The sequence below is a fragment of the Xanthomonas campestris pv. asclepiadis genome, from assembly GCF_020784175.1.
In the GTDB taxonomy this organism is placed as follows: Bacteria; Pseudomonadota; Gammaproteobacteria; order Xanthomonadales; family Xanthomonadaceae; genus Xanthomonas; species Xanthomonas campestris_D.
The window spans coordinates 1-22,135 of sequence record NZ_JAJGQM010000028.1 but is presented as its reverse complement, the minus strand read 5'-3'; the positions used below and the strand labels follow the sequence as shown (position 1 = coordinate 22,135).

At 65.9% G+C, this 22,135-nt stretch carries 12 protein-coding genes and 1 pseudogene; 1 reads left to right on the top strand and 12 read right to left on the bottom strand.

Annotated elements, in window-relative coordinates; all coding sequences use genetic code 11:
* Nucleotides 1-267: 267 nt before the first annotated feature.
* The 12 genes and pseudogenes from LL972_RS13430 to LL972_RS13375 all read right to left on the bottom strand — a co-directional run bounded on the left by LL972_RS13430 (nt 268) and on the right by LL972_RS13375 (nt 18,063).
* The gene (locus LL972_RS13430) at nt 268-2,523 is read right to left on the bottom strand and encodes a methyl-accepting chemotaxis protein (RefSeq protein ID WP_228328018.1); all 2,256 of its coding nucleotides are present in this window, start codon (nt 2,521-2,523) and stop codon (nt 268-270) included.
* A 215-nt stretch (nt 2,524-2,738) separates the two neighbouring features.
* Nucleotides 2,739-5,531 carry a methyl-accepting chemotaxis protein gene (locus LL972_RS13425; protein WP_228328017.1) on the bottom strand — a complete coding sequence of 931 codons (2,793 nt, stop codon included), beginning with the start codon at nt 5,529-5,531 and terminating at the stop codon, nt 2,739-2,741.
* Nucleotides 5,532-5,581: 50 nt separating this feature from the next.
* Complete coding sequence (locus tag LL972_RS13420) at nt 5,582-7,759, bottom strand: methyl-accepting chemotaxis protein (RefSeq protein WP_228328016.1); 2,178 nt, start codon at nt 7,757-7,759, stop codon at nt 5,582-5,584.
* Between the two features lie 347 nt (nt 7,760-8,106).
* The gene (locus tag LL972_RS13415) at nt 8,107-8,640 is read right to left on the bottom strand and encodes a hypothetical protein (protein ID WP_228328015.1); all 534 of its coding nucleotides are present in this window, start codon (nt 8,638-8,640) and stop codon (nt 8,107-8,109) included.
* 296 nt (nt 8,641-8,936) lie between these two features.
* A pseudogene (locus LL972_RS13410) lies at nt 8,937-11,072 on the bottom strand (methyl-accepting chemotaxis protein); the annotation flags it as partial.
* A gap of 499 nt (nt 11,073-11,571) precedes the next feature.
* Nucleotides 11,572-13,575 carry a chemotaxis protein CheA gene (locus LL972_RS13405; RefSeq protein WP_228328013.1) on the bottom strand — a complete coding sequence of 668 codons (2,004 nt, stop codon included), beginning with the start codon at nt 13,573-13,575 and terminating at the stop codon, nt 11,572-11,574.
* Nucleotides 13,576-13,607: 32 nt separating this feature from the next.
* Nucleotides 13,608-13,973 (bottom strand): response regulator, encoded by a 366-nt coding sequence (locus LL972_RS13400; protein ID WP_002806565.1) that lies wholly within the window; start codon nt 13,971-13,973, stop codon nt 13,608-13,610.
* Nucleotides 13,970-14,278 (bottom strand): STAS domain-containing protein, encoded by a 309-nt coding sequence (locus LL972_RS13395; RefSeq protein ID WP_026064926.1) that lies wholly within the window; start codon nt 14,276-14,278, stop codon nt 13,970-13,972. The genes LL972_RS13400 and LL972_RS13395 overlap by 4 nt, the downstream gene beginning before the upstream one ends.
* A gap of 103 nt (nt 14,279-14,381) precedes the next feature.
* The gene (locus LL972_RS13390; RefSeq protein ID WP_228328012.1) at nt 14,382-15,560 is read right to left on the bottom strand and encodes a chemotaxis protein CheW; all 1,179 of its coding nucleotides are present in this window, start codon (nt 15,558-15,560) and stop codon (nt 14,382-14,384) included.
* Nucleotides 15,557-16,339 (bottom strand): ParA family protein, encoded by a 783-nt coding sequence (locus LL972_RS13385; protein WP_016904758.1) that lies wholly within the window; start codon nt 16,337-16,339, stop codon nt 15,557-15,559. The genes LL972_RS13390 and LL972_RS13385 overlap by 4 nt, the downstream gene beginning before the upstream one ends.
* A gap of 1 nt (nt 16,340) precedes the next feature.
* Entirely contained in the window at nt 16,341-17,315 is a 975-nt protein-coding gene (gene motD, locus LL972_RS13380) for a flagellar motor protein MotD (protein WP_104585116.1), read from the bottom strand.
* 7 nt (nt 17,316-17,322) lie between these two features.
* Nucleotides 17,323-18,063, bottom strand: a complete 741-nt coding sequence (locus tag LL972_RS13375; protein WP_026064871.1) for a flagellar motor protein — start codon at nt 18,061-18,063, stop codon at nt 17,323-17,325.
* Between the two features lie 638 nt (nt 18,064-18,701).
* Here LL972_RS13375 and LL972_RS13370 point away from each other — a divergent pair.
* On the top strand, nt 18,702-21,857 hold the full coding sequence (locus LL972_RS13370; RefSeq protein ID WP_228328011.1) for a TonB-dependent receptor: 3,156 nt from the start codon (nt 18,702-18,704) through the stop codon (nt 21,855-21,857).
* Nucleotides 21,858-22,135: the final 278 nt, after the last annotated feature.

Here is a 22,135-nt window from a genome sequence, read left to right as displayed (position 1 = left end):
CAAAAAAATATATAACTCGGTCAGGCTTGTGAAAAATAATACGCCGCGGGGTGAGATTTAATTCGGTTATGTAAACGTTATCGGTGGAGATAATGACGAACTCGACAATAGAATATTGCTACATAAGTAAAAAGTTATTTAGAAGTTGTTTTATTGCCTGTCGGGTTGATATGTCTTTTCAAAAGTGATGCGGCAATAAAAAAGCCGCGCTCTCAAGAGCGCGGCTTCTGTTCTACAGCGGCAAGTACGCAGCCGCTGCGGTGTGCCTTAGAACTCGGCCCAGTCCGATTCGTTGGACGGTGCCAACGCCACCGCGGCGCGTGCCGCGGGCCTGGCGACCGGCGGCTTGGCAGCCGGTGCGCTGGCGGCGGCAGGCCGCTTGGCGGTGATCTGGCGCACCACCGGCGTGGCACGCGTGACCGCTTCCAGCTCGGCCGACAGGCGGAACAAGGCCACCGCTTCGGTGAGCTGCTGCGCCTGTTCTTCCATCGAACGCGCGGCGGCAGTGGCTTCTTCCACCAGCGCGGCGTTCTGCTGGGTGGCCTCGTCCATCTGGGTGACGGTCTGGTTGACCTGCTCGATGCCAGCCGACTGTTCCTGCGAGGCGGCGGAGATCTCGCTCATGATGTCGGTGACGCGCTGCACCGAAGAGACAATCTCGTTCATGGTGCTGCCGGCCTGGTTCACCAGCGCCGAGCCTTCTGCGACCTTGCTGACCGAATCGTCGATCAGGCTCTTGATTTCCTTCGCGGCACCGGCCGAACGCTGTGCCAGCGTGCGCACCTCGGAGGCGACCACCGCAAAGCCGCGTCCCTGTTCGCCGGCACGGGCGGCTTCCACCGCCGCGTTCAAGGCCAGGATATTGGTCTGGAAGGCGATGCCGTCGATGACGGAGATGATCTCGGCGATCTTCTTGGACGAGGTCTGGATACCGGACATGGTGGTGACCACCTGGCCGACCACGCTGCCGCCGTGCGAGGCCACATCGGCTGCGCCGATCGCCAGCTGGTTGGCTTGGCGCGCGTGCTCGGCATTCTGCTTGACGGTAGAGGTGAGCTCTTCCATCGAGGCGGCGGTTTCTTCCAGGTTGGCGGCCTGCTGCTCGGTGCGCTGCGACAGGTCCTGGTTGCCGGCGGCGATCTCGCCAGCGGCGGTGTTGATGGCCAGCGTGGAATGCTTGATGCGCCCGACGATGTCGGTCAGGCGCTGGGTGGTGGCATTGGCATCATCGCGCAGACGCGCGAACACGCCGTGGAATTGCCCGTCCATGCGTGCGGTCAGATCGCCCTCGGCCACCGCGCTGAGCAGCTGCGACAGCTTGCCCAGATTGCGGTCGCTGACTTCCATCATCGAGTTCAGATCCGCCACCATCACCGCGAAGTCGTACTTGAAGCGCGCCGCGTCGCCGCGTGCGCTGAAATCGCCGGCGGCTGCAGCCTGCGCCAGCTGCTTGATCTCGGTATTGATCGACAACAGGCTGGCCTTGGCCGCGTCCATCGCTTCATGCAGGATCGCGCGGCTGGCTGGCAGGCGGCGTGCGTCCTGGGTCAGGTCGCCCTGTGCGTACTGGTTGAGGATGCGCACCGAGTCGGTGATGGCATCCAGATGCTCGAAGATCATCGTGTTGATGCCGCCGGCCAGCGTGCCGTACACGCCGGGGAAATCCTCCGGCATGCGGTGGGTGATGTCTTCGGCCGCATGCAGGTGCGACATGCGCGCGGTCTCGTCGGTGAAGCGGCGCAGCATCTGCGTCATGTTGCCGGTGGCGTCGAGCATCTGGCCGATTTCGTCGTTGCTGGTCTTGTTGACCTGCACGCTCAGATCGCCACGCGAGACCGCCTTGATGGCACCCAGCGCCTTGGACAGCGGATTGGTGATGCTACGCGCAATCAGCCAGCCAAAGGTCACCGACAGCGCTGCCATCAACAGCGTGCCCAGCAGCAGCACTGCGCTGGTCACCTTGAACGAGGCGCTGCTGGCGGCGACCATGTTGGCCAGCGCGGTCGACTGCTCGGCGTACATTTTGTCGATCGTCGCGAACAGCTCCTTGCGGATGTCGCCGGATTGCTTGTTCGCAAGCACTGCCGCCGCGTAGTCGGGCTGCTTGTAGAGCGTGCGCAGCGTCTGGTTGGCTTGAAAGTAGCTCGCGCTTTGTTCGGCGAGCTTGGTATACGCGGCCTTGAGCGGCGACGCAGTGTCGATCTTCGCTTCCAGCGCCTTTTGTGTCTGCGCGTACTTGCCCTGGATCTCATCCATGCGGGAGAGGAAGTAGGCGTAGCGCTCCGGATCCTCAAGATTGACGAACTGACCGGATTCGTAGATACGGAATTCGCCGCCGAAGGCACGCAGCTCCGAGAGCTTGCTCAGGATCGGGACGACATCCTCATTGATCAGCACTGCCTGCTGCTGCATCTGCCGCATGCGTGAATAGCCCAGGCCACCCAGCAAGGCGGTGAGCACGGCGCTTAGACAGAATGCCACCATCAGTTTGCGGCGGATCGGCCAATCGTTGAACTTGTTCATCAGTGACTCCGGGATATCGCGCAGGAACGCTCTCCAGCACGCTAGCGGCTGCCTGGCATGATTCTTTATCTTTGAAGGATGAACGGTATGGCGGCCGGCTTGCGTGTGCTGCGATCAGGCCGCTGGCAATGCAACCGTGGCGGGCAGGGTGGGCATGCCGGTGGCGCGGCAGGTGCGCGGAAGCTGCCCCGGCCAGGGCAGCGTGCACGCCCGGCTCAGAAGTCCTGCCACTGCCCGTCGTTGCCGGCGGCAGTGCCGGGCGAGGTGCGCGCGGGTTGACGCGGCGGCATGGCCGCACGCTTGTTGTCGGTCGGTGCCCGTTTAGATGGCGCAACCGCGCTGACCCCGGGTTTGGCGGCAGAGGCAATCGCCGCCGGCCTGCCGGCGTGGCTGAGCTTGAACACCGCCACAGCGTCGGTCAGCTGGCCGGCCTGTTCTTCCATCGCCCGTGCAGCGGCGGTGGCTTCTTCCACCAATGCCGCGTTCTGCTGGGTGGCTTCGTCCATCTGGGTGACGGTGAGGTTGACCTGCTCGATGCCGCTGGACTGCTCCTGCGAGGCGGCGGAGATCTCGCCCATGATGTCGGTGACGCGTTGCACGCTCGCCACGATCTCGGCCATGGTGGTGCCGGCCTGCTGCACCAGCGACGCGCCCTGCGCCACCTTGCCCACCGAGTCGTCGATCAACTGCTTGATCTCTTTCGCAGCGCCGGCCGAGCGCTGCGCCAACGTGCGCACTTCGGTGGCGACCACGGCAAAGCCACGGCCTTGCTCGCCGGCACGCGCCGCTTCCACCGCCGCGTTCAAGGCCAGGATATTGGTCTGGAACGCGATACCGTCGATCACGCTGATGATCTCGGCGATCTTCTTGGAGGAGACTTCGATGCCGGACATGGTGGTGACCACCTGCGCCACCACCGCGCCGCCATGCGATGCGACATCGGCCGCGCCGATCGCCAGCTGGTTGGCCTGGCGCGCGTGCTCGGCGTTCTGCTTGACGGTGGAGGTGAGCTCCTCCATCGAGGCGGCGGTTTCCTCCAGGTTGGCGGCCTGTTGTTCGGTGCGTTGCGACAGATCGCTATTGCCGGCGGCAATCTCGCTGGCAGCCGCGTTGATCTGCGTGGCCGAGGTCTGGATGCCCGACACGATGCCGGTCAGTTGCGCCACTGTGGCGTTGGCATCGTCGCGCATGCGCGCGAACACGCCCTGGAACTGTCCGTCCATGCGTACGGTGAGGTCGCCCTCGGCCAGCGCGCTGAGCAGGCGGGAAATGCGCTCCAGTCCTTGCGAGGTGGTTTCCAGCAGGCCGTTGAGCTGACGGCCGAATTCCAGATAGAAGCCGTGCTTGTCATCCAATGCCAGGCGTTGGCCGAAGTCGCCCATTAGCGCCGATTGCACCAGCGCGGCGACCTCTGCCTGGGTGCTGACCTCGGCGCTGACATTGCGCCACAGCAGCATGCTGCCGCTGCGATGGCCATCGGCGGCGTACAGCGGGGTCATGGTCAGATCCAGCGTCACCGGGCCGAAGGCGTAGCGCTCCAACGTGGTGGACTGCAGTTGCTGCAGGCGCTGTAAACGCGCCCTGCCTTCGGCATCGGTGCCGAACACATAGTCCAGCGGTTTGCCGACCACTGCATCTGCGCTGAAGCCCTGCTGGCCCTTGGCATGAAACGCTGCTTCGCCGCATTTGAACGAGGTGTGCAGTGCCTCGGTGATGAACACGGCAGTGTGCTGCTCGTCGGCCAGCAGCACTTCCATTTCCGAATGTTCCAGCGCGGTGCGGATGCGCAGGTTTTCGTTGGCGATCTGCGCATCGCGTTCGATGCGCTGGCGCAAGTCGGTCTGCATGCGCTGCATGGCGCCCATCAGGCGGCCCACTTCGTCCTGGCGCTGCGCGGCAATCTGGTTGTCCAGCTTGCCGGAAGCGATGGCACCGGCAACCTTTGCTGCGGCATCCAGCGGACCCACCACCTGACGGCGCAACAGTGCAAACAGCACAATGCTGAGCACCAGCGCCGAGCCCAGGCCGACCGCCAGAATGGTCCACAACAGGCGATGTGCCTGCTGCATGATCGCCGCATACGGCACCACCACGCCCAGCGCAAAACGCTCCTGCGCCTGGCCGATCTGCAATGGCACATAGGCGCTGACCATGCCGGCGGCATCCGGCGTGAAATCCAGATAGTCCTTGCCGACCCTGGTCGCCTCCAGCATCGCGCGATAGTCGCCACCGTCGGCCGGCTTGCCGATCCGCGCAGCGTCACGCGAGGCCAGAATCACCCCGGCGGGCGAGATCAGCTCGACATAGCCGTCGTCCATCGGACGTAACGCACTCAGGCGTTTCTGCAACGCGGCCAGGGCGAAATCCACCGAGACCACACCCACATACTTGCCCTGATCCATGATGGGCGTGGACAAGGTGGTCATCAGCACCGGCTTGCCGCCGATCTGGTAATCGTAGGGGCCAGCCACGATCTGCCGGCCCAGCTCGCGCGGTTTGAGGTTCCAGTCGCCGTCGCCGGGTTTTTCGTAACCGACCAAGGGTTCGCGGATCAGCGACTGGCCGTTGTAGGCCCAGTAGGTCATGAAACGACCGGTGTTGTCGTGGCCCTGGGCATCGACGTAGTCGCCGTCCTTGCCATCGAAGGCCTGCGGCTCCCACAACGTGCCCATGCCCACCCATTCGGGATGGTTCTGCAGCTGGTCGTGCACGATCGCTGCCGCCGCATCGCGGCTCACTCCACCATGTGCCCGCTGCGCCAGCAAGGCGCTGGCGACCGACTGGCCGGTGGTGAACGCCTGCCCCAGTTCGCTGCCGATCTGCTCGGCCTGATAGCGCGCCGCGCTCTGCATCGTGGTCTGTGCCGAGGCGATCAGTGCGCGACTGCTTTGCCAGTAGCTGATCGCCGCGGTAAGGCCGAAGCACAGCAACGCAGCGACTGCGGTGCCGAGCATCAGGCGGTACGCCAGACTGCCGCCGGAGCGAGATTGCGTGGGGGACGAGGGCATGCGCGTGGCTTCGAAGTGAGGGAGGTGGTGCGGGAGCGATCTGGCGGCAATCAGCTGGCGACGCGCAAGGCCTGCGCGCGTGCGGTACGAAGGCCAGGGCCGCGCTGCGCAGGCGAGGCTGCGGTCACCCGGAAGCTGGACACCGCCTCGTCGAGCTGCTGCGCCTGCTGCTGCATGGCGTTGGCGGCGGCGGTGGCTTCTTCCACCAGCGCGGCGTTCTGCTGGGTGCTCTCGTCCATCTGGGTGACGGTGAGGTTGACCTGCTCGATGCCGGCCGATTGTTCCTGCGAGGCGGCGGAGATCTCGCTCATGATGTCGGTCACGCGCTGCACCGAGGACACGATCTCGGCCATGGTCTTGCCGGCCTGATCCACCAGCGCCGAACCCTGCGCCACCTTGCCGACCGAGTCGTCGATCAGGTGCTTGATCTCTTTCGCCGCGCCGGCCGAGCGCTGTGCCAGCGTGCGCACCTCGGAGGCGACCACGGCAAAGCCGCGGCCCTGTTCGCCGGCACGGGCGGCTTCCACCGCCGCGTTCAAGGCCAGGATATTGGTCTGGAAGGCGATGCCGTCGATGACGGAGATGATCTCGGCGATCTTCTTCGACGAGGTCTGGATGCCGGACATGGTGTCCACCACCTGGCTGACCACCTGGCCGCCTTGCGAGGCCACCGATGCCGCGCCGATTGCCAGCTGGTTGGCCTGGCGCGCGCTTTCGGCGTTCTGCCTGACGGTGGAGGTGAGCTCCTCCATCGAGGCAGCGGTTTCTTCCAGGTTGGCCGCCTGTTGTTCGGTACGCTGCGACAGGTCGTTGTTGCCGGCGGCGATCTCGCTGGCCGAACCGGTGATGGCGCCGGCGGCCTGCTGGATGCGCCCGACGATCCCGGCCAGCTGCGTGGCAGTGGTATTGGCGTCATCGCGCATGCGTGCGAACACGCCGTGGAACTCACCGTCCATACGTGCGGTGAGGTCGCCCTCGGCCAGCGCGGCCAGCAGCTCGGACAGCTTGCCCAGGTTGCGGTGGCTGACTTCCATCATCGCGTTGAGGTCGTTGATCATGCGTGCCGAGTCGTGCCTGAAGCGCGTGGCATCGCCGCGCTGGCTGAAGTCGCCATTGGCCGCGGCCTGGGCCAGGCGCTTGATCTCGGTGTTGATCGCCAGCAGGCTGGCCTTGGCCGCATCCATCGCTTCGTGCAGCACCGCACGCGTGCCGGGCAAACGTGCGGCGTCGCGCGACAGATCGCCTTGCGCGTATTCGTTGAGGATGCCGATCGCATCGACGATGGCGTCCAGGTGTTCGAAGATCATCGTGTTGATGCCGCCGGCCAGCTCGCCGTAGACACCGGGGAAATCGGTGGGCATGCGGTGGCTGACGTCTTCGCCGGCGTGCATGTGCATCATCACCTTGGTCTGCGCGGAGAAGCGCTCCAGCGTGTGCACCATGTCGTCGGTGGCCTTGAGCATCTGGCCGATTTCATCGCTGCCGTGCTGGGCGGTGCGCACGCTCAGATCGCCACGCGCCACGCCCTTGATGGCGGCGAGCGCGCGCGATACCGGTTCCAGGATCGAATTGCCGATCAGCCAGCCCACCAACAGGTTGAGCAGCACCAGCACGCCGCCGGCCATGGCGACGATGCCGGTGAAGGCCAGCGCCTGCGACTGGGTGTCGTCCAGATACACGCCGGTGCCGATCACCCAGCCCCACGGCTTGTACAGCGAGGCGTACGAGGTCTTCTGCACCGGGTCTTTTTCGCCGGGCTTGGCCCAGGCGTAATCGACGTAGCCGCCGCCGGCCTGCGCCGCGGTGACGAAGGTCGGGAAAATGCGCTTGCCGTCGGGGCTCAGCACATCGTTGAGCGGCTTGCCGTTGAGGTCCGGGCGGGTGGGGTGCATCAGCATCACCGGCGTCTGGTCGGTGACGTAGATGTAATCCACGCCGCCACGTGCGCGCATGGTGGACAAGGTATGCAGCGCGGCCTTCTTGGCGGTCGCCACATCCATCTCGCCTTTTTCGGCGCGCTCGGCATACCCATTGACCACCGCAATCGCCATTTCGATCTGGCTCTTGAGCCCGTCGCGGCGCGTATCGGTGAGATCCACGTATTGCATGCGTGCGGCGATCACCGCCAGCGCGATGATGCCCAGCGCCACCAGCGCGGTCTGCGCCAGAAACTTGCGCTTCAGCGGAACGTTGGCCAGCGTGTTTGCAATCGTGGTCTTGAAGGTCATGGCAGGTATCCAGCAAAGGAATGTGACCGAGGTAAGTCGAATAGCGACCTGATCCCCAAAATGTTGAGCACGGTGCGACAGCCGGTACGGAGGCGGTTTTTCAGTGCTTTTCGCAGTTGCGGCTGCCGCAAACCGGGCGTGTCAGCTGGTTGCCATGGTTATGCGGCGGCAGCGCGCACCCGTCGGGCGGGCACGCGGCAGATGGACCAGCTGGACAAGGCAGCGCGCACCAGGACACAAGGACCTGCGTGGCAGGCCACGTGCTCCGGGCCAGAGCAGGGCTGGCCGGAAGGGCTGCGATGCCGCTGCGACCACTGCGACCACTGCGGTCGCGACGCGGGCGTTGCTCAGTGGCGTTGCGGATTGCCCACGCTGGCCACCGACTGCTGCAGGGTGTGCAGTTCGGTCCACAGCAGCTGCCGCGTGTCGCCTGCATGGCCCAGCGACAAGGCTTGCGCAGACTGCAGGTCGCCGTCGTGCAGGGCGCGGTTGGCCTGGCGATGCTGCGCCAGATACTGGCCCAGTTGCTGCTGCACCAGCGCAAACTGGCGCGCCTGCTCGCCCTGCGGCGCGCTGGCCTGGAAATAGCCCGCATGCCGTGCGATGCGTTGACGCAGGTTGCCCAGACGCTCGTCGTAGGCCTCGATGCGGGCGGGGTCATGCGCTGCGGCAAGCTGCGCCCGCTGCTCGTCGCGCAACTGCACCAGGTCGATGGCGAGCGACTGCAGCGCGTTCACCGGCACGTTGTCCAGCAGGACCGAGACCGGCGCAGCCGGTGCCGCGAAGGACGGCGGCAACGAGATGCTGGCAGCCAGCAGCGCGGCGGCGCACACCGAGCCCAGCATGTGGCGGACAGCGCGTGGTGAGTTGACGGCAGGCATGCGGACTTCCTTGGACGTGGCGCGGGCCAGGCAGCCCTCATTGTTCCTGGTATCGGCCGCCGAAGCTTGTGCTTGATCACCTTTCGACAAACGGCAGCCTTGCCTGGGAATCGCAGCGGTGTTGCGGTGGGCTGCCAGTCGCTGCCAGATGGCAAAACGCCCCGACAAAATCGGGGCGTTTTAGCGTCAATGCCAACGTGTCAAACCGCACAGGGCGTTTGCTTCTCCCACCGGGAGAAGGTTGCGCGCAGCGCCGGACAAGGGCAGGACGCAGCCTGGTGCGCTTAAACCACCGTCAGATGCCGCGCGGCGGGTGTGCGACTTGTCGCAGGCGGCGCAGCGTTCGGCTGGATCCTGAAGATCGCCACCGCATCCGACAGCTGCCCGGCCTGCGCTTCCATCGCGCGTGCGGCGGCGGTGGCTTCTTCCACCAGCGCGGCATTCTGCTGGGTGGCCTGGTCCATCTGCGTCACGGTCAGGTTGACCTGTTCGATGCCGGCCGACTGTTCCTGCGAGGCGGCGGAGATCTCGCCCATGATGTCGGTGACACGCTGCACCGAAGAGACGATCTCGCTCATGGTGCTGCCGGCCTGGTTCACCAGCGCCGCGCCTTCGGCGACCTTGCTCACCAAGTCGTCGATCAGCTGCTTGATCTCCTTGGCCGCACCGGCCGAGCGCTGCGCCAGCGTGCGCACTTCCGAGGCGACCACGGCGAAGCCGCGGCCCTGCTCACCGGCCCGCGCCGCTTCCACCGCCGCGTTCAAGGCCAGGATATTGGTCTGGAAGGCGATGCCGTCGATGACGCTGATGATGTCGGCGATCTTCCTGGACGATGTCTCGATGTCGGCCATCGTCGCGACGACCTTGCCGACCACCTCGCCACCTTGCGAGGCCACGCCGGCCGCGCCGATTGCCAATTGGTTGGCCTGGCGGGCGCCTTCGGCATTCTGTCTGACGGTGGAGGTGAGCTCCTCCATCGAGGCGGCGGTTTCTTCCAGGTTGGCCGCCTGCTGTTCGGTGCGCTGCGACAGGTCGTTGTTGCCGGCGGCGATATCGCTGGCCGCCGCATTGATCGACGTGGTGGCGTGCTGGATGCGCCCGACGATGGCGGACAACTGCTCGGTGGTGGCATTGGCATCGTCGCGCATCTGCGCGAACACACCGTGGAACTGGCCATGCATGCGCTCGGTCAGGTCGCCGGCGGCAATCGCCTGCAGCACCTTGGACAACGCGCCCAGGTTGCCATCGGCGGTGGCCATCAACCGGTTGAGGCTCTCCACCATGGCCAGGAAGTCGTACTGGAAGCGCTGCGTATCGCCACGCACGCTGAAGTCGCCATTGGCCGCGGCCTGCGCCAGCAGCTTGATCTCGCTGTTCATCGCAGACAGATTGCGCTTGACCGCATCCATGGTGTCGCAAAGCACGGCTTTTTCGCCGGGCAGGCGGTCCATGTCCTGGCTCAGGTCGCCGATCGCATAACGCGACATGATCTGCGCCAGCTTCATCTTCACTGCGATATGCGAATCGACCAGGGCATTGGTGTCGCGCACCATGCTGCCGTATTCGCCGGGAAACACCGCTTCGTCCATGCGGAAGCTGATCTGCCCGTTGTCGTGGCGGCGCGCCATGTCCTGCTGTGCGGCGGCAACGGCCTTGAGCTGGTCCTGCATGCCGCGCATGCTGGTCAACAGCTGGCCGGGTTCATCGCCGGGCTGCGGGCCGATCGGGTTGTCCAGCTTGCCGTGCGCAATGGCGTCGGCGACCTGGGTGGCCTGGGTCAACGGACGTACCAGGCTGCGCGAGATCAGCCATGCCAGTGCGGCGGCCAGGCCAGCCGACAGCAGACCGAAGGCGATCAACGCGCGGTTGGCCAACGCAACGCTGCCCAGAATGGCGGCGGCACCGGCAGCGTTCTGCGCGTTCTGCAGTTCCACTGCGGCGGCAATCGCCTTGGAGCGGCGCTCCAGCAATGGCTGCGCTTCGCCGCGCAACAGCTGCTTGGCGCCGTCCAGATTGCCGGCGCGGATCATGCCGAGCAGACGGTTGTTGGTGGCGCGGGCGGCGGTGAGGCTGTCTTCGATGCGCTGGCGCGCACGCATGCCATCTGCGGTGGTCGGCAGGCGTTTCAGCGCAGCCCACAGCTGGGCGTAATGCGCGCGATTGACCTTGAGCTGCGCATCGATCGCGGGCTGTTGCTGCGGCGTGGCCAGCATGAAGTCGCGGATGTAACGCTCGCCCAGCATATTGCTCTCGCGCATCTGGTTGAGCAGCTGCGCCTTGCGGTTGTTGATCTTGATGATGATCGAGACCTGGTTGTTGACGGTCTTGAATTCATACAGCGCCAGGCTGGTCGAGCCGGCCAGCAAAACGATCAGCAACGCAAATGCCAACGCCAGGCGTCGCCCGACGTTGAGGGAGTGCAGAAATTTCATGGTGTTCTCTGGGAGGAGGGAGGAAAAGAGGTACAGCGGTAGCGTTCGCTTGCCGGTTTTCTTGAGCTTGCCGGCGTTTGCCAGCCCGCCTGCGTTCTTTATGTGTGACGCGTTGCGCAGTGCGCGTGTGGGAGAGCGGGGGAGGAGCGATGTGGCGTGAGCTCACGTTGCAGATCGCGTACGGCCAACGCTGAGCACGCCGCGCGCATGCAGGCGTGCTCACCCACAGCAGGCAAGCAGCAAAACCAGGGCACACGGACGCATCGCAACGACAAAGCCCCGGCATCGCTGCCAGGGCTCTGTCGTTGCCGCACAAAATCGGCGGCCTGGGCGCTTTGAGCCCCTCTCCTGCGGGAGAGGGGTGATGCGAGGGTACCGGCGAAGCCGCGTGTAACTCCAACTGTGCGTGGCTGTGCGCGTACCCTCATCCGCCCCTTCCGGGCACCTTCTCCCGATGGGAGAAGGGGATCACACTGCACTTCTTGCGTGGCCTGGCGTGTTACGCGGCCTGCGGCACACGCAGCGAGCGCACCAGCCCGCCGATGTCCACGATCAGCGAGACCCGGCCATCGCCCAGGATGGTGGCGCCTGAGACACCCGGGATACGGCGGTAGTTGTTCTCGATGTTCTTGACCACGACCTGTTGCTGGCCGAGCAGTTCATCCACTTCCAGCGCGATCTTCTGGCCGTCGCCTTCGACCACCACCACCAGCGGTTCCTGCGAGGACTGCTGCCCGCCGAAGCCGTAGTAGTCGGTAAGCGACAGGATCGGCAGGTACTCGCCGCGCACCCGCAGCACCCGACCGTCGCCCGCCATCGAGCGGATGTCTTCCGGCGCCGGCTGCAGTGCCTCGAGCACGTAGGCCAGCGGCAGGATCAGGGTTTCGCCGGCGACCGAGACGGTCATGCCGTCGAGGATGGCCAGGGTCAGCGGCAGGCGGATCAGCACGCGGGTACCGCTGCCGGCGTTGCTTTCCAGCTGCACTTCGCCACCCAGGCCCTGGATGTTGCGGCGGACCACGTCCATGCCCACGCCACGACCGGACAGATCGGTCACCGCATCGGCGGTGGAGAAACCCGGTGCGAAGATCAGGTCCCACACCTGCGCGTCGGTCGGGTTGTCCGGCACGGCGATGCCGCGTTCGGCGGCTTTTTCCAGGATCTTGGCGCGATTGAGGCCGCGGCCGTCGTCGCTGACTTCGATCACGATATGACCGCCCTGGTGCGAGGCCGCCAGGGTGATCGTGCCGGTTTCGTCCTTGCCGGAGGCGCGACGCGCATCGGGCATTTCCAGGCCGTGGTCGATCGAGTTGCGCACCAGGTGCACCAACGGATCGGCAATCTTTTCGATCAGGCCCTTGTCCAGTTCCGTGCCTTCGCCGATGGTGCGCAGGCGCACCTGCTTGCCGAGGCGGCTGGAGAGGTCGCGGACCAGGCGCGGGAAGCGGCGGAACACTGCGTCCACCGGCAGCATGCGCACGCCGATGACCGCTTCCTGCAGATCGCGGGTATTGCGTTCGAGCAGATCCAGGCCGGCGAACAGCTGTTCGGCATGCGCCGGATCCAGGCCGGTGGAGACCTGCTTGAGCATGGCCTGGGTAATGACCAGCTCGCCGACCAGATTGATCAGGGCATCGACCTTGTCGACGCTGACGCGGATCGAGGTTTCCGCTTCGGCCGCGGCGGCCTTGGCCGGCGCGGCAGCGGCGGCGGCAGGTTCGGCAGCGGCGGCAGGTGCCGCAGCGACGGCGACAGGCGCAGCGGCGGCTTCGACGGCCAGGCTCGGCGGCGGGCCGGGCACCGCCATCGGGCGGATGTCCAGCTCGCAATCGTCCACCACCCAGGCGAAGGTGTCTTCGATCTTGCTGCGCGGAATCTTGCCGATCAGGCCCAGATCCCAGGCCAGGTAGGCTTCCAGCGGGTCGATGTTCTCGAAGCCCGGCATGCGCTCCAGGCGCGCGGCAATCTGCAGCGGGCCCAGGTGCTCGAGCTCGCGGATGATGCGCAGCGGGTCGTTGCCGCTCATGAACAGCGACGGCGCCGGGGTGAAGCCGATATGCCAGGCTTCGGGTTCTTCTTCCTTCGGCTTGGCCACCGCCGCGGGGGTCGGCGCTTCGCCGGCCAGCACCGCGTTCAAGCGGGTATGCACGGCCTTGACCGCGGCCGGGTCGGCCGGGGTGCCGTGTTCGGCTTCGCGCAGCAGCGCGCGCAGCACGTCGACCGAGCCGAGCATGGCATCGACCGCATTGGGCTCGAGCTGGCGCTTGTTGGAGCGCAACTCGTCCAGCAGCGTCTCCAGCACGTGGGTCAGGCCGGCGACCGCTTCGAAACCGAAGGTGGCAGCGCCGCCCTTGATCGAGTGCGCGGCGCGGAACACCGAGTTGATGATTTCCGGGTCGCGGTTGCCCTCTTCAAGGGACAACAGCCCGGCCTCCATCGCGTCCAGCCCTTCGCGGCTTTCCTCGAAAAAGGTGGCGTGGAAACGTTGCAGGTCCATGCTCATGGGCGTGACATCCGATGGTGAGGCAAGTGGAATTAACCCAGAACTTTCTGGACGGTGGCGATCAGCTGTTCCGGGTTGAACGGCTTGACCAGCCAGCCGGTGGCACCGGCGGCCTTGCCTTCGGACTTCTTGTCGGCCGCCGACTCGGTGGTGAGCATCAGCATCGGGGTGAACTTGTAGTCCGGCAGCTGGCGCAGCTCACGGATCAGCGAGATGCCGTCCATGTTGGGCATGTTCACGTCGGTCACCACCGCGTTGAAGCGTTGGCCCTTCGCGCGGCCCAGCGCCACGGCGCCGTCCTCGGCTTCTTCGACGGCAAAGCCGGCAGAGGTGAGGGCGAAAGAGACCATCTGGCGCATTGACGCCGAATCGTCCACCACCAAGATACGTGCGCTCATGCGGCGTTCTCCACAGATTTCAGGTTGTCATTGGATGCGGAAAGTCCGAGCGCGTCGGTGACGCCGAGCAGACGGGCCGCATCTCTAAAAGTGTCGTTGCAGCCATCGAATTCGGTATGCAACCCCGCCTGGCGGCGGGTCTGCACAAAGGCACAGAGCAACTGCACGCTGGCGGTATGGATACGCCGGACGTCGCCGGCATTGAGCACCACTTCGCCGTCCTGGGCCAGGAACGCGGCAAGCTTCTGCTTGAGGTCGGCGCTGGTCTCGATGCCGAGATCCTCACCCAATGTCACTGTGCTCATTGTTGCTCCGAACGGATGGTTCTATGCGTACTAACGGCGGGCGGCGGGAAAGCTTTAACGGTGAATCGTTGCGCGTGCAGGTGCGCGTCAGCTGCGGGCCGGATCAATGCAGCAAATGGCTGGCATCGAGCAGGATCATCGGCTGATGGCCCAGCCGCGCGACGCCGCGGAACAGGTTGTTGGAAATGCGGCACAGGCGTGCGTTGTCCGGTGGTTCGATCTGCTGATCGGTCAGGCTGGTGACGTCTTCCACCGCCGACACGCGCAGGCCCATGGTCTCGCCGTTTTCCTCCAGCACCACCACGCGCGTCTGCAGATCCATGTTGATCGGCGCCGAGCCCAGATGCATGCCCAGGTCGATCACCGGCACCACCTGGCCACGCAGGTTCATGATGCCGAGCATCGCGCTGGCGGTGCCGCGCAGTGGCAGCAGCGGCACCGGCAGTACCACCTCCTGCACCTTGAGCAATTCCAGCGCATAGGTCTGTTCGCCGCAGCGCAGGCGCAGCCAGCGCGTGCTGCGTTCGGCCGCGCGCCGCTCGGCCTGGATGTGCTCGGCCTGGCCGGGGGCCAGCAGTGCCTGCAGGCCTTGCGGATAGATCGGCGACGGCGGCGCGCGGTGCGGTGCCTGCATCGGTGCCGGCGCAGGCCGCGCAGGTGCCGGCGCGGCGGGTGCGGCATCGGCAAAGGCCGGGTCGGCATCCATCTCCGACAGCAGATCGGCGGCCAGCAGGTCCGCGCCGGAGGCAGCGCTGGCGAAGGCCGGGTCCGCGTCCATCTCGGCCATCAGGTCGGCAGTGCTCATGAACGGGCTGGGCGCCGCCGTGGCGAACGCCGGGTCGGCATCCATTTCGGCGAGGAAATCGGCAGCGATGTCTGCAGCGCTGGGCGCGGCGACCACCGGCGGGCCGAAGGCCGGGTCGGCATCCATTTCGGCGAGGAAATCGGCGGCGATGTCTGCGGCGCTGGGCGCGGCGACCACCGGCGGGCCGAAGGCCGGGTCGGCATCCATTTCGGCGAGGAAATCGGCGGCGATCGCATCGGCGCTGAGCACCGCGGCGATCGCGTTGGACGTGGCCGCTTCGGAGACAGCGGCGGCTTCGGGGGCCGCGGCAGCCTGCACCGGCGCTTCGGCCAGCGTGACGTCTGCCTCGGCAGTTGCCGGTGCCGCCGCGACGGTGGCAGTGGCAGTGGCAGCCAGGGCAGTGGGCTCGACGCCGGCATCGTGCAGCAGGCCTTCCAGATAATCGTCCAGCTCACCGTTGGCGGTGTGGTTGCTCATGCGGCTTGCTCCATACGCACCGCGTCATCGGCCAGCACCCATTCCAGCGCACGGCGATAGGCGGACAGGCCGCGGCCCTGGTAGTCGCCGCCGGTGGCGGGGACGGTCAATGCGGCGGCATTGCAGATTCGGGTATCCACCGGCACCGCGTCTTCCCAGACGACGGCGCCGTAGGTGTCCTGCATCTCCTTGAGCGTCTCGGTGCCGGCGCGGGTGCGGCGGTCGAACAGGGTCGGCAGGATCGACACCGGCAGTGCGCGGCGACGCGAACGCTGCACCATGTCGGCGGTACGCACCATGCTGGCCAGGCCATGCAGCGCCAGCGGCTCGGCCTGGGTCGGCACCACCACGCGGTCGCAGGCGGCCAGCGCGTTGATCATCAGCAGGCCGAGCGTGGGTGGGCAGTCGAGCAGGATGTAGTCGTGCTGGCCGGCATGCCGGGTCATCGCGTTCTGCAGGGCCAGGCCCAGGCCGGGCTGGTTGGCGCTGCGGCGTTCCAGCGTGGCCAGTGCGGCTTGCGCGCAGACATAGGACAGGCCGGGGATGGCGCTTTCGTGGGCCAGGCTGGCCAGGTCGCTCGGCGGGGTGCCGAACAGGTCCAGCACCCCGCGCGGCGGCGGGTCGATCGCCACCCCGAACGCGCGGGTGAGTGAGGAGTGCGGATCGAGGTCGATCAACAATACCCGGTGGCCGAGCGCGGCCAGGCCACGACCCAATGCCAGCGTCGTGGTGGTCTTGCCGACGCCGCCCTTCTGGTTGGCGATTGCCCAGATACGCATCTCACTGCACTCCTTGAATTACGGCGGGAACGGAACTTGTGCCGCTTTCGGTGGTGACGGCCGTTTGGCCGCCGTCAGACTTGGGAAGCTTGGGCGCCCCGGCGGCGGTCGCATGCAGCTGCGATGGCGGATCGGGTGCGAGTGAGCCAGCCGAGTCAGCGAGGATGATCAACACCACACGCCGGTTCGCATTCCGTCCCGCCTCAGTGCTGTTATCGGCACGTGCGCGGAATTCTCCATAGCCCACCATCGCCAATCGCTGCGGGGCGATGCCGTCGTCGGCAAACAGGTGCACCACGCTGGCGGCGCGCGCGGCCGACAGCTCCCAGTTGGAGGGGAACTGTGCGGTGGCGATCGGCTGGTTGTCGGTATAGCCCTCCACGCGCACGCCGTTGGGCGCATCGCGCAGCACCGCGGCCAGTGCCGACAGGGTGCCGCGGGCGCTGCCGGCCAATGCCGCCGAGCCGGTACCGAACAGGATGTCGCTGTTGATCTCCACCTCGATCCACAGATCGTTGCGGCGGATGGTGATGAGTTTCTGGTCGATCAGCGGCGCCAGCGTCTTGCCCAACTGCTGGGCCACCGCGTCCATCTGCCGCTGCGCACGCGCCAGCTGCGCCTGGTTGCGCAGCGACACCGGCATGCGCATCTGCGCGGCCATCGACGGCAGCAGGGTGGGGTCGGTCGGTCCTCTGGACGCGGCCATCGGCGCGCCGGCCTTGATCACCGACGGGCGGTCGTAATCGGCGCCCAGGGTCTGGGTCCTGCCCACCTGCACCGGGCTGGCGGCGGTGGACGCGCCACCGAAGGCGGTGGTCAGCGCCTGCGCCATGACCTTGTACTTGCCCTCGTTGAGCGAGGAGATTGCGTACATCACCACGAAGAACGCCAGCAGCAGCGTCATCAGATCGGCATACGGAATCGCCCACGCTTCGTGGTTGCCATGGTCTTCGTGGTGTTTGCGACGGCGGGCCATGACGGGACTAATGCAAGTAGCCTGCCAGTTTCGACTCGATGTTGCGCGGGTTCTCGCCCTGGGCGATCGCGATCAAGCCTTCGATCGCCATTTCGCGCTCGTTGGTGCTGCAATGGATGACGCTCTTGAGCTTGGCGGCGACCGGCAGGAACAGCAGGTTGGCCGAGGCGATGCCGTAGATGGTGGCGGTAAAGGCCGCGGCGATGCCATGGCCGAGCATGGCCGGGTCGGCCAGGTTCTTCATCACCGCCATCAGCCCGAGCACCGCACCGATGATGCCCAGCGTGGGCGCGTAGATGCCCATGCCTTCGAACACCTTGGCCGCGGCAAGGTCCTGCCGCTCCTGGTTGTCCATTTCGATCTCGAGCATATGCCGCATGGATTCGGGCTCCACGCCATCGACCAGCATCTGCAGGCCCTTGCGCAGGAACGCGTCGTCCTGGCGCGGCAGCTGGTCTTCCAGGCCCAGCAGGCCCTGGCGGCGGGCGATGTTGCTCCACTCGACGATGCGCGCCAGCAACTGCGGGCGGTCGCTGGCCGGCGGCTGGATCACCCAGCGCAGGATCTTGAAGGCGCGCCGGAAAACCGCCGGCGAGGTGTGCAGCAGGATCGCCGCCACGGTGCCGACGATCACGATCACGAAGGCAGCCGGCGACCACAGCGACGAAATGCCGGCGCCTTTCAACACGCTGCCGCCCACGATCGCCACGATCGCGAGCACCAGTCCGATGATGCTGAGTCTGTCCATGGAAGCGATATCGGCGCGAGCGCGGCGGACTTGATAGGCGCGCTCGGTCGATGCGCCAGAAAGTTGTCGTTTTGCGGCATGGGCCGCTTCCACGGCGTCGATGCAGGGGTGACAGGTCATCGGCGCATGCGCTCCCGACCAGGGCGTGTCATCAATGCCGCAGCAGGCCCGCCCCCCTTGCGCGTGTACGCAGGCAACAAGCGCGCGCAGGTTCGGTGTGGCGATCGCGTTGGCGACGGCCGCCAAGCGGCGTGTGGTGGGCGATGCCCTCACGTCGATCCAGTCTCTTGCTGAGCTCGGTTTTAAATCAGGTGTGTGCTGGCGCTTCGGCAAACCGCTTGCGTCCGGTTGCGGGCAAGGGTGTGTTGCTTGCAGCGATCACGCTGCTGCAGCCGGCGACGCGGCAGGTTCTGCCGTGCAGCGTGCAAGCGTGGCGGGCCGGCCGCCCATCGTGGATGCCTCGCAACGCCGCGGGTCTGTTGCGCGGCAGAATGCGCTGCCGCATGGGCTGTGCTACTTAGCTTTCCACGGCATTAGAACGATCTAATCGCATCTGCGTGGAAGCGGACGCAAGAGGAGGGGGGCGCAACGGCGCCGGATATTTCTGCGTCACTTCGCGCGGCGTCTTTGTCCGATCGTTGGATCGACAGGAATCCGCCGAAGCCGATCACTATTGGGAGAGCATGATCGAAATGAACTGCATGCCATTCGCACGCAACCGCAGCACGCTGTCCGCCGGTATCGCCATCGTCTTGTTCGCGAGCGCCGCCTCTACCACCGCTGTCGCCCAGCAGGCCGACGCCACGCCGGCGCCCACCGGCCAGGCCGAGTTGCAGGCCACGGACCTGGATGCGGTGACGGTGACCGGCTACCGCTACGCGATCGAAAAAAGCCTGGAGCAGAAGCGCAACGCCAACGCCGTGGTCGATGTGATCACCGCCGAGGACGTGGGCAAGTTCCCCGACAAGAACGTGGCCGATGCGCTGCAGCGCGTGCCCGGCGTGGTCATCAGCCGCGACGGCGGCGAAGGCAAGAACGTCAGTGTGCGCGGCCTGTCCTCGGAGCTGGTGCTGACCGAATTGAACGGCAACTACATCGCCACCGCCGAGTCCAACGGCGACCCGACGCGCTCGTTCAACTACACGCTGCTGCCGTCGAACCTGCTGGGCAGCGCGGAGCTGTACAAGACGCCGGAAGCGCGCATCGACGAAGGCGGCATCGGCGGCACGGTGATCCTGCAGACGCGGCGCCCGCTGGAACTGGAGCCACATTCCGGCTTCGTCTCGGCCGAGGGCACCTGGTCCGATACCAGCAAGAAGACCGACGGCCAGTTCTCCGGTTCGTATTCGTGGCACGACAAGGACAACCGCTTCGGTGTCTTCGTTGGCTACACGCAGCAGAAGCGCACCGCACGGACGCTCGATGCCAGTACCGAGAGCTGGCAGTGGTACGGGCGCGACGAAGTCGGCCCGGCGGTCGACGTGAACGGAAATCCGTCCGACTTCAACGCCAACTGGTGGGGCGGGACCGGCTTCTGGAACCAGGACGGCAATTACTCCACCGGTTTCATGATGCCGACGGCGGTCAGCCTGGGCGCCAAACGCGAGGAGCGCGAGCGCAAGGGCGCGCAACTGACCTTGCAGTTCAAGCCGACCGACGACCTGACGCTGACCGCGAACTACTTCCGCTTCGACCTGTCGCAGGACTCGCAGACCAATACCATCAAGATTCCCGAGTGGAACATTGCCCGCTATAACGGCGACGGCAACTGGCGCGGCGGCCGTTTGCTCGACCGGCTGCAGTTCGATCCCAGCGGCACGATTGTCACTGGCGCCGCCTACAGCCTGCGCCCGGGCAAGACCTACTACTGCAGCGAGGCCGAGGCCGCCGCGGCCGGCCTGCCGCCGGGCGGCTGGGGCTCGGACGATTGCACCGTGCCGACCCCGCAGATCACCGGCAGCTACAACATCGAGAAATCGCAGTCGCAGACGGTGGACCTGGGCGGCGAATGGCGTGGCGAGCAGGTGGACGTGGCGTTCAAGGTCGGCCGCACCTGGGCCAAGGGCGGGCCGGAGCTGCAGTTCTCGCTGCCGATCAAGCCGCGCCTGCAGAACGCCGACGGCAGCTGGAGCAACGGCAACTTTGCCAGCGCCTGGGACCTGACCGGCACGCCGTCCATGACATTCTCGCCGCAGCTGATGCAGAACCTGCGCGACGGCATCCTGCAGGTCGACCTGGGCTCGACCGGCTCGTCCTGGACCCGCAACACCAACCAGCAGCAGTACGCGCAGATCGATACCACCTGGCATTTCGACGGCGAGGTGGTCGACTCGCTGCAGTTCGGCCTCAAGCGTCGCGACGGCGGCATCCACCGCAGTACCGGCAACAACTACTGGGTGTGCCCGGGTACCGATCCAAGTGACTACGAAAACCGCTACTGGAACGGGCGCTGCAATGCCATCGCCACCCAGTTCTCGCCGGGCCTGCTGTTCGCGCAGGACAACCTGGCCGGTGGCGTCAACGCCAGCGCGTTCCCGGCGATCAACTTCCCGGGCTACATCGGCTACTTGAACCAGACCTACGGCGCGATGCAGACCCGCAACGAAGACAACTTCGTCTACAACGTCGACGAGGAGATCTATTCCACCTACCTGCAACTCAACTTCCACACCGAGCGGCTGCGTGGCAACGTTGGCGTGCGGGTGGCGCGCACCGGCCAGCGTGCCGATTCCACCGACAAGGTGACCGCCTACAACGACTACTTCTTCGATGGCACCGACGGCAACCCGCTGGCCTGCCAGCAGGGCGCCGCCACGCCCGGCGGCGCGCCGGCCGACACCTATTGCGGCACCGAAGGCTACTGGCGTTTGGCCGACAGCGTGCAACGCACCGAGTCGTTCGTGGTCAGCGGGCTGGACCGCAACTACACCGACGTGCTGCCGAGTTTCAACCTGGCCTACGACCTGACCGAAAACCTGTTGCTGCGCGCGGCAGCCGCGAAAGTGATCGCACGCCCTAGCTACAACGACATCGCCGCGCCTGGCAGCCTGGAGTTTTACAGCCCCGAGTACGTGGCCGACCGGCGCCTGACCGGCGGTGCCAGCGAGCAGGGCTGGTACGGCTCGGGCAGCAACAAGAACCTGGAGCCGTACAAGGCCAACCAGTTCGACCTGGGGCTGGAATGGTATTTCCACCCGGGTTCGGTGGCAGGTGTGGGGCTGTTCCGCAAGAACGTGGAGAACTTCGCGGTCGACGTGATCAGCGACGTCAACATGATGGTCGACGGGCAACCGGTCACCGTGCAGAACTACAGTACCCAGGCCGGCGGCCAGGACGCGGTCTCGCAGGGTGTGGAGCTGTACGCGCAGCACACGCTGCCGTCCGGCCTCGGTGCGCAGTTCAACTACACCTACAACGATGCCAGCAAGGCGGCGGTGCGGCTGGAGGACGGCACCGAGGCCGGCAAGACGTCCATGCCGGGCAGCGCCAGGAACCAGACCAACCTCACCGTGTTCTATGAGACCGACAGCCTGCTGCTGCGCGCCTCGTACAACCGTCGCGGTGAGCTGGTGCAAGGCCTGGTCAACGGCTTGAACGTCTTTGAGGAGCCGTACTACCAGATCGACGTCAACGCGGCCTACAACATCACCCCCGCGCTCAGCCTCACCGCCTCGGTGCTGAACCTGACCAAGCAGGAGTCCCGCGCGCACCTGGGCGAGGACACCCGCGCCCGCTTCTACAGCGGCGGCTACGCAGGCCGACTGGCGTATCTGGGACTGACCTATAAGTTCTAGGCGCCAACTTGTCGCGCCCATGCCTGCCGCGTGGCGGTATGGGCGCGATGGTTTGGCGACGCGGGCTGAAGTGTTCGCCGTCCACGACAACACCTTCGTGCGCACGCGGTCGGTCGGCGATGCTGCGCTTGACTCAGAGCTCGCTGAAAGAAGTGAACCTGGAACCGTTATTTCGAACCGTTATTTCCCAGCGCAGTCAGCTGGTAATCCCCCCACTTCTAGCGGTCGCCAGAAGTGGAGCTAAGTGGCCATCGCCAACTTCATGGCAGGCGTGATGC

Coding starts and splice junctions, on each gene's coding strand:
- LL972_RS13420 (WP_228328016.1), bottom strand. CDS start 7,759: ATGACCTTCAAGACCACGATTGCAAACACGCTGGCCAACGTTCCGCTG.
- LL972_RS13395 (WP_026064926.1), bottom strand. CDS start 14,278: ATGAGCACAGTGACATTGGGTGAGGATCTCGGCATCGAGACCAGCGCC.
- LL972_RS13390 (WP_228328012.1), bottom strand. CDS start 15,560: ATGAGCAACCACACCGCCAACGGTGAGCTGGACGATTATCTGGAAGGC.
- LL972_RS13400 (WP_002806565.1), bottom strand. CDS start 13,973: ATGAGCGCACGTATCTTGGTGGTGGACGATTCGGCGTCAATGCGCCAG.
- LL972_RS13415 (WP_228328015.1), bottom strand. CDS start 8,640: ATGCCTGCCGTCAACTCACCACGCGCTGTCCGCCACATGCTGGGCTCG.
- motD (WP_104585116.1), bottom strand. CDS start 17,315: ATGGCCCGCCGTCGCAAACACCACGAAGACCATGGCAACCACGAAGCG.
- LL972_RS13425 (WP_228328017.1), bottom strand. CDS start 5,531: ATGCCCTCGTCCCCCACGCAATCTCGCTCCGGCGGCAGTCTGGCGTAC.
- LL972_RS13405 (WP_228328013.1), bottom strand. CDS start 13,575: ATGAGCATGGACCTGCAACGTTTCCACGCCACCTTTTTCGAGGAAAGC.
- LL972_RS13375 (WP_026064871.1), bottom strand. CDS start 18,063: ATGGACAGACTCAGCATCATCGGACTGGTGCTCGCGATCGTGGCGATC.
- LL972_RS13385 (WP_016904758.1), bottom strand. CDS start 16,339: ATGCGTATCTGGGCAATCGCCAACCAGAAGGGCGGCGTCGGCAAGACC.
- LL972_RS13430 (WP_228328018.1), bottom strand. CDS start 2,523: ATGAACAAGTTCAACGATTGGCCGATCCGCCGCAAACTGATGGTGGCA.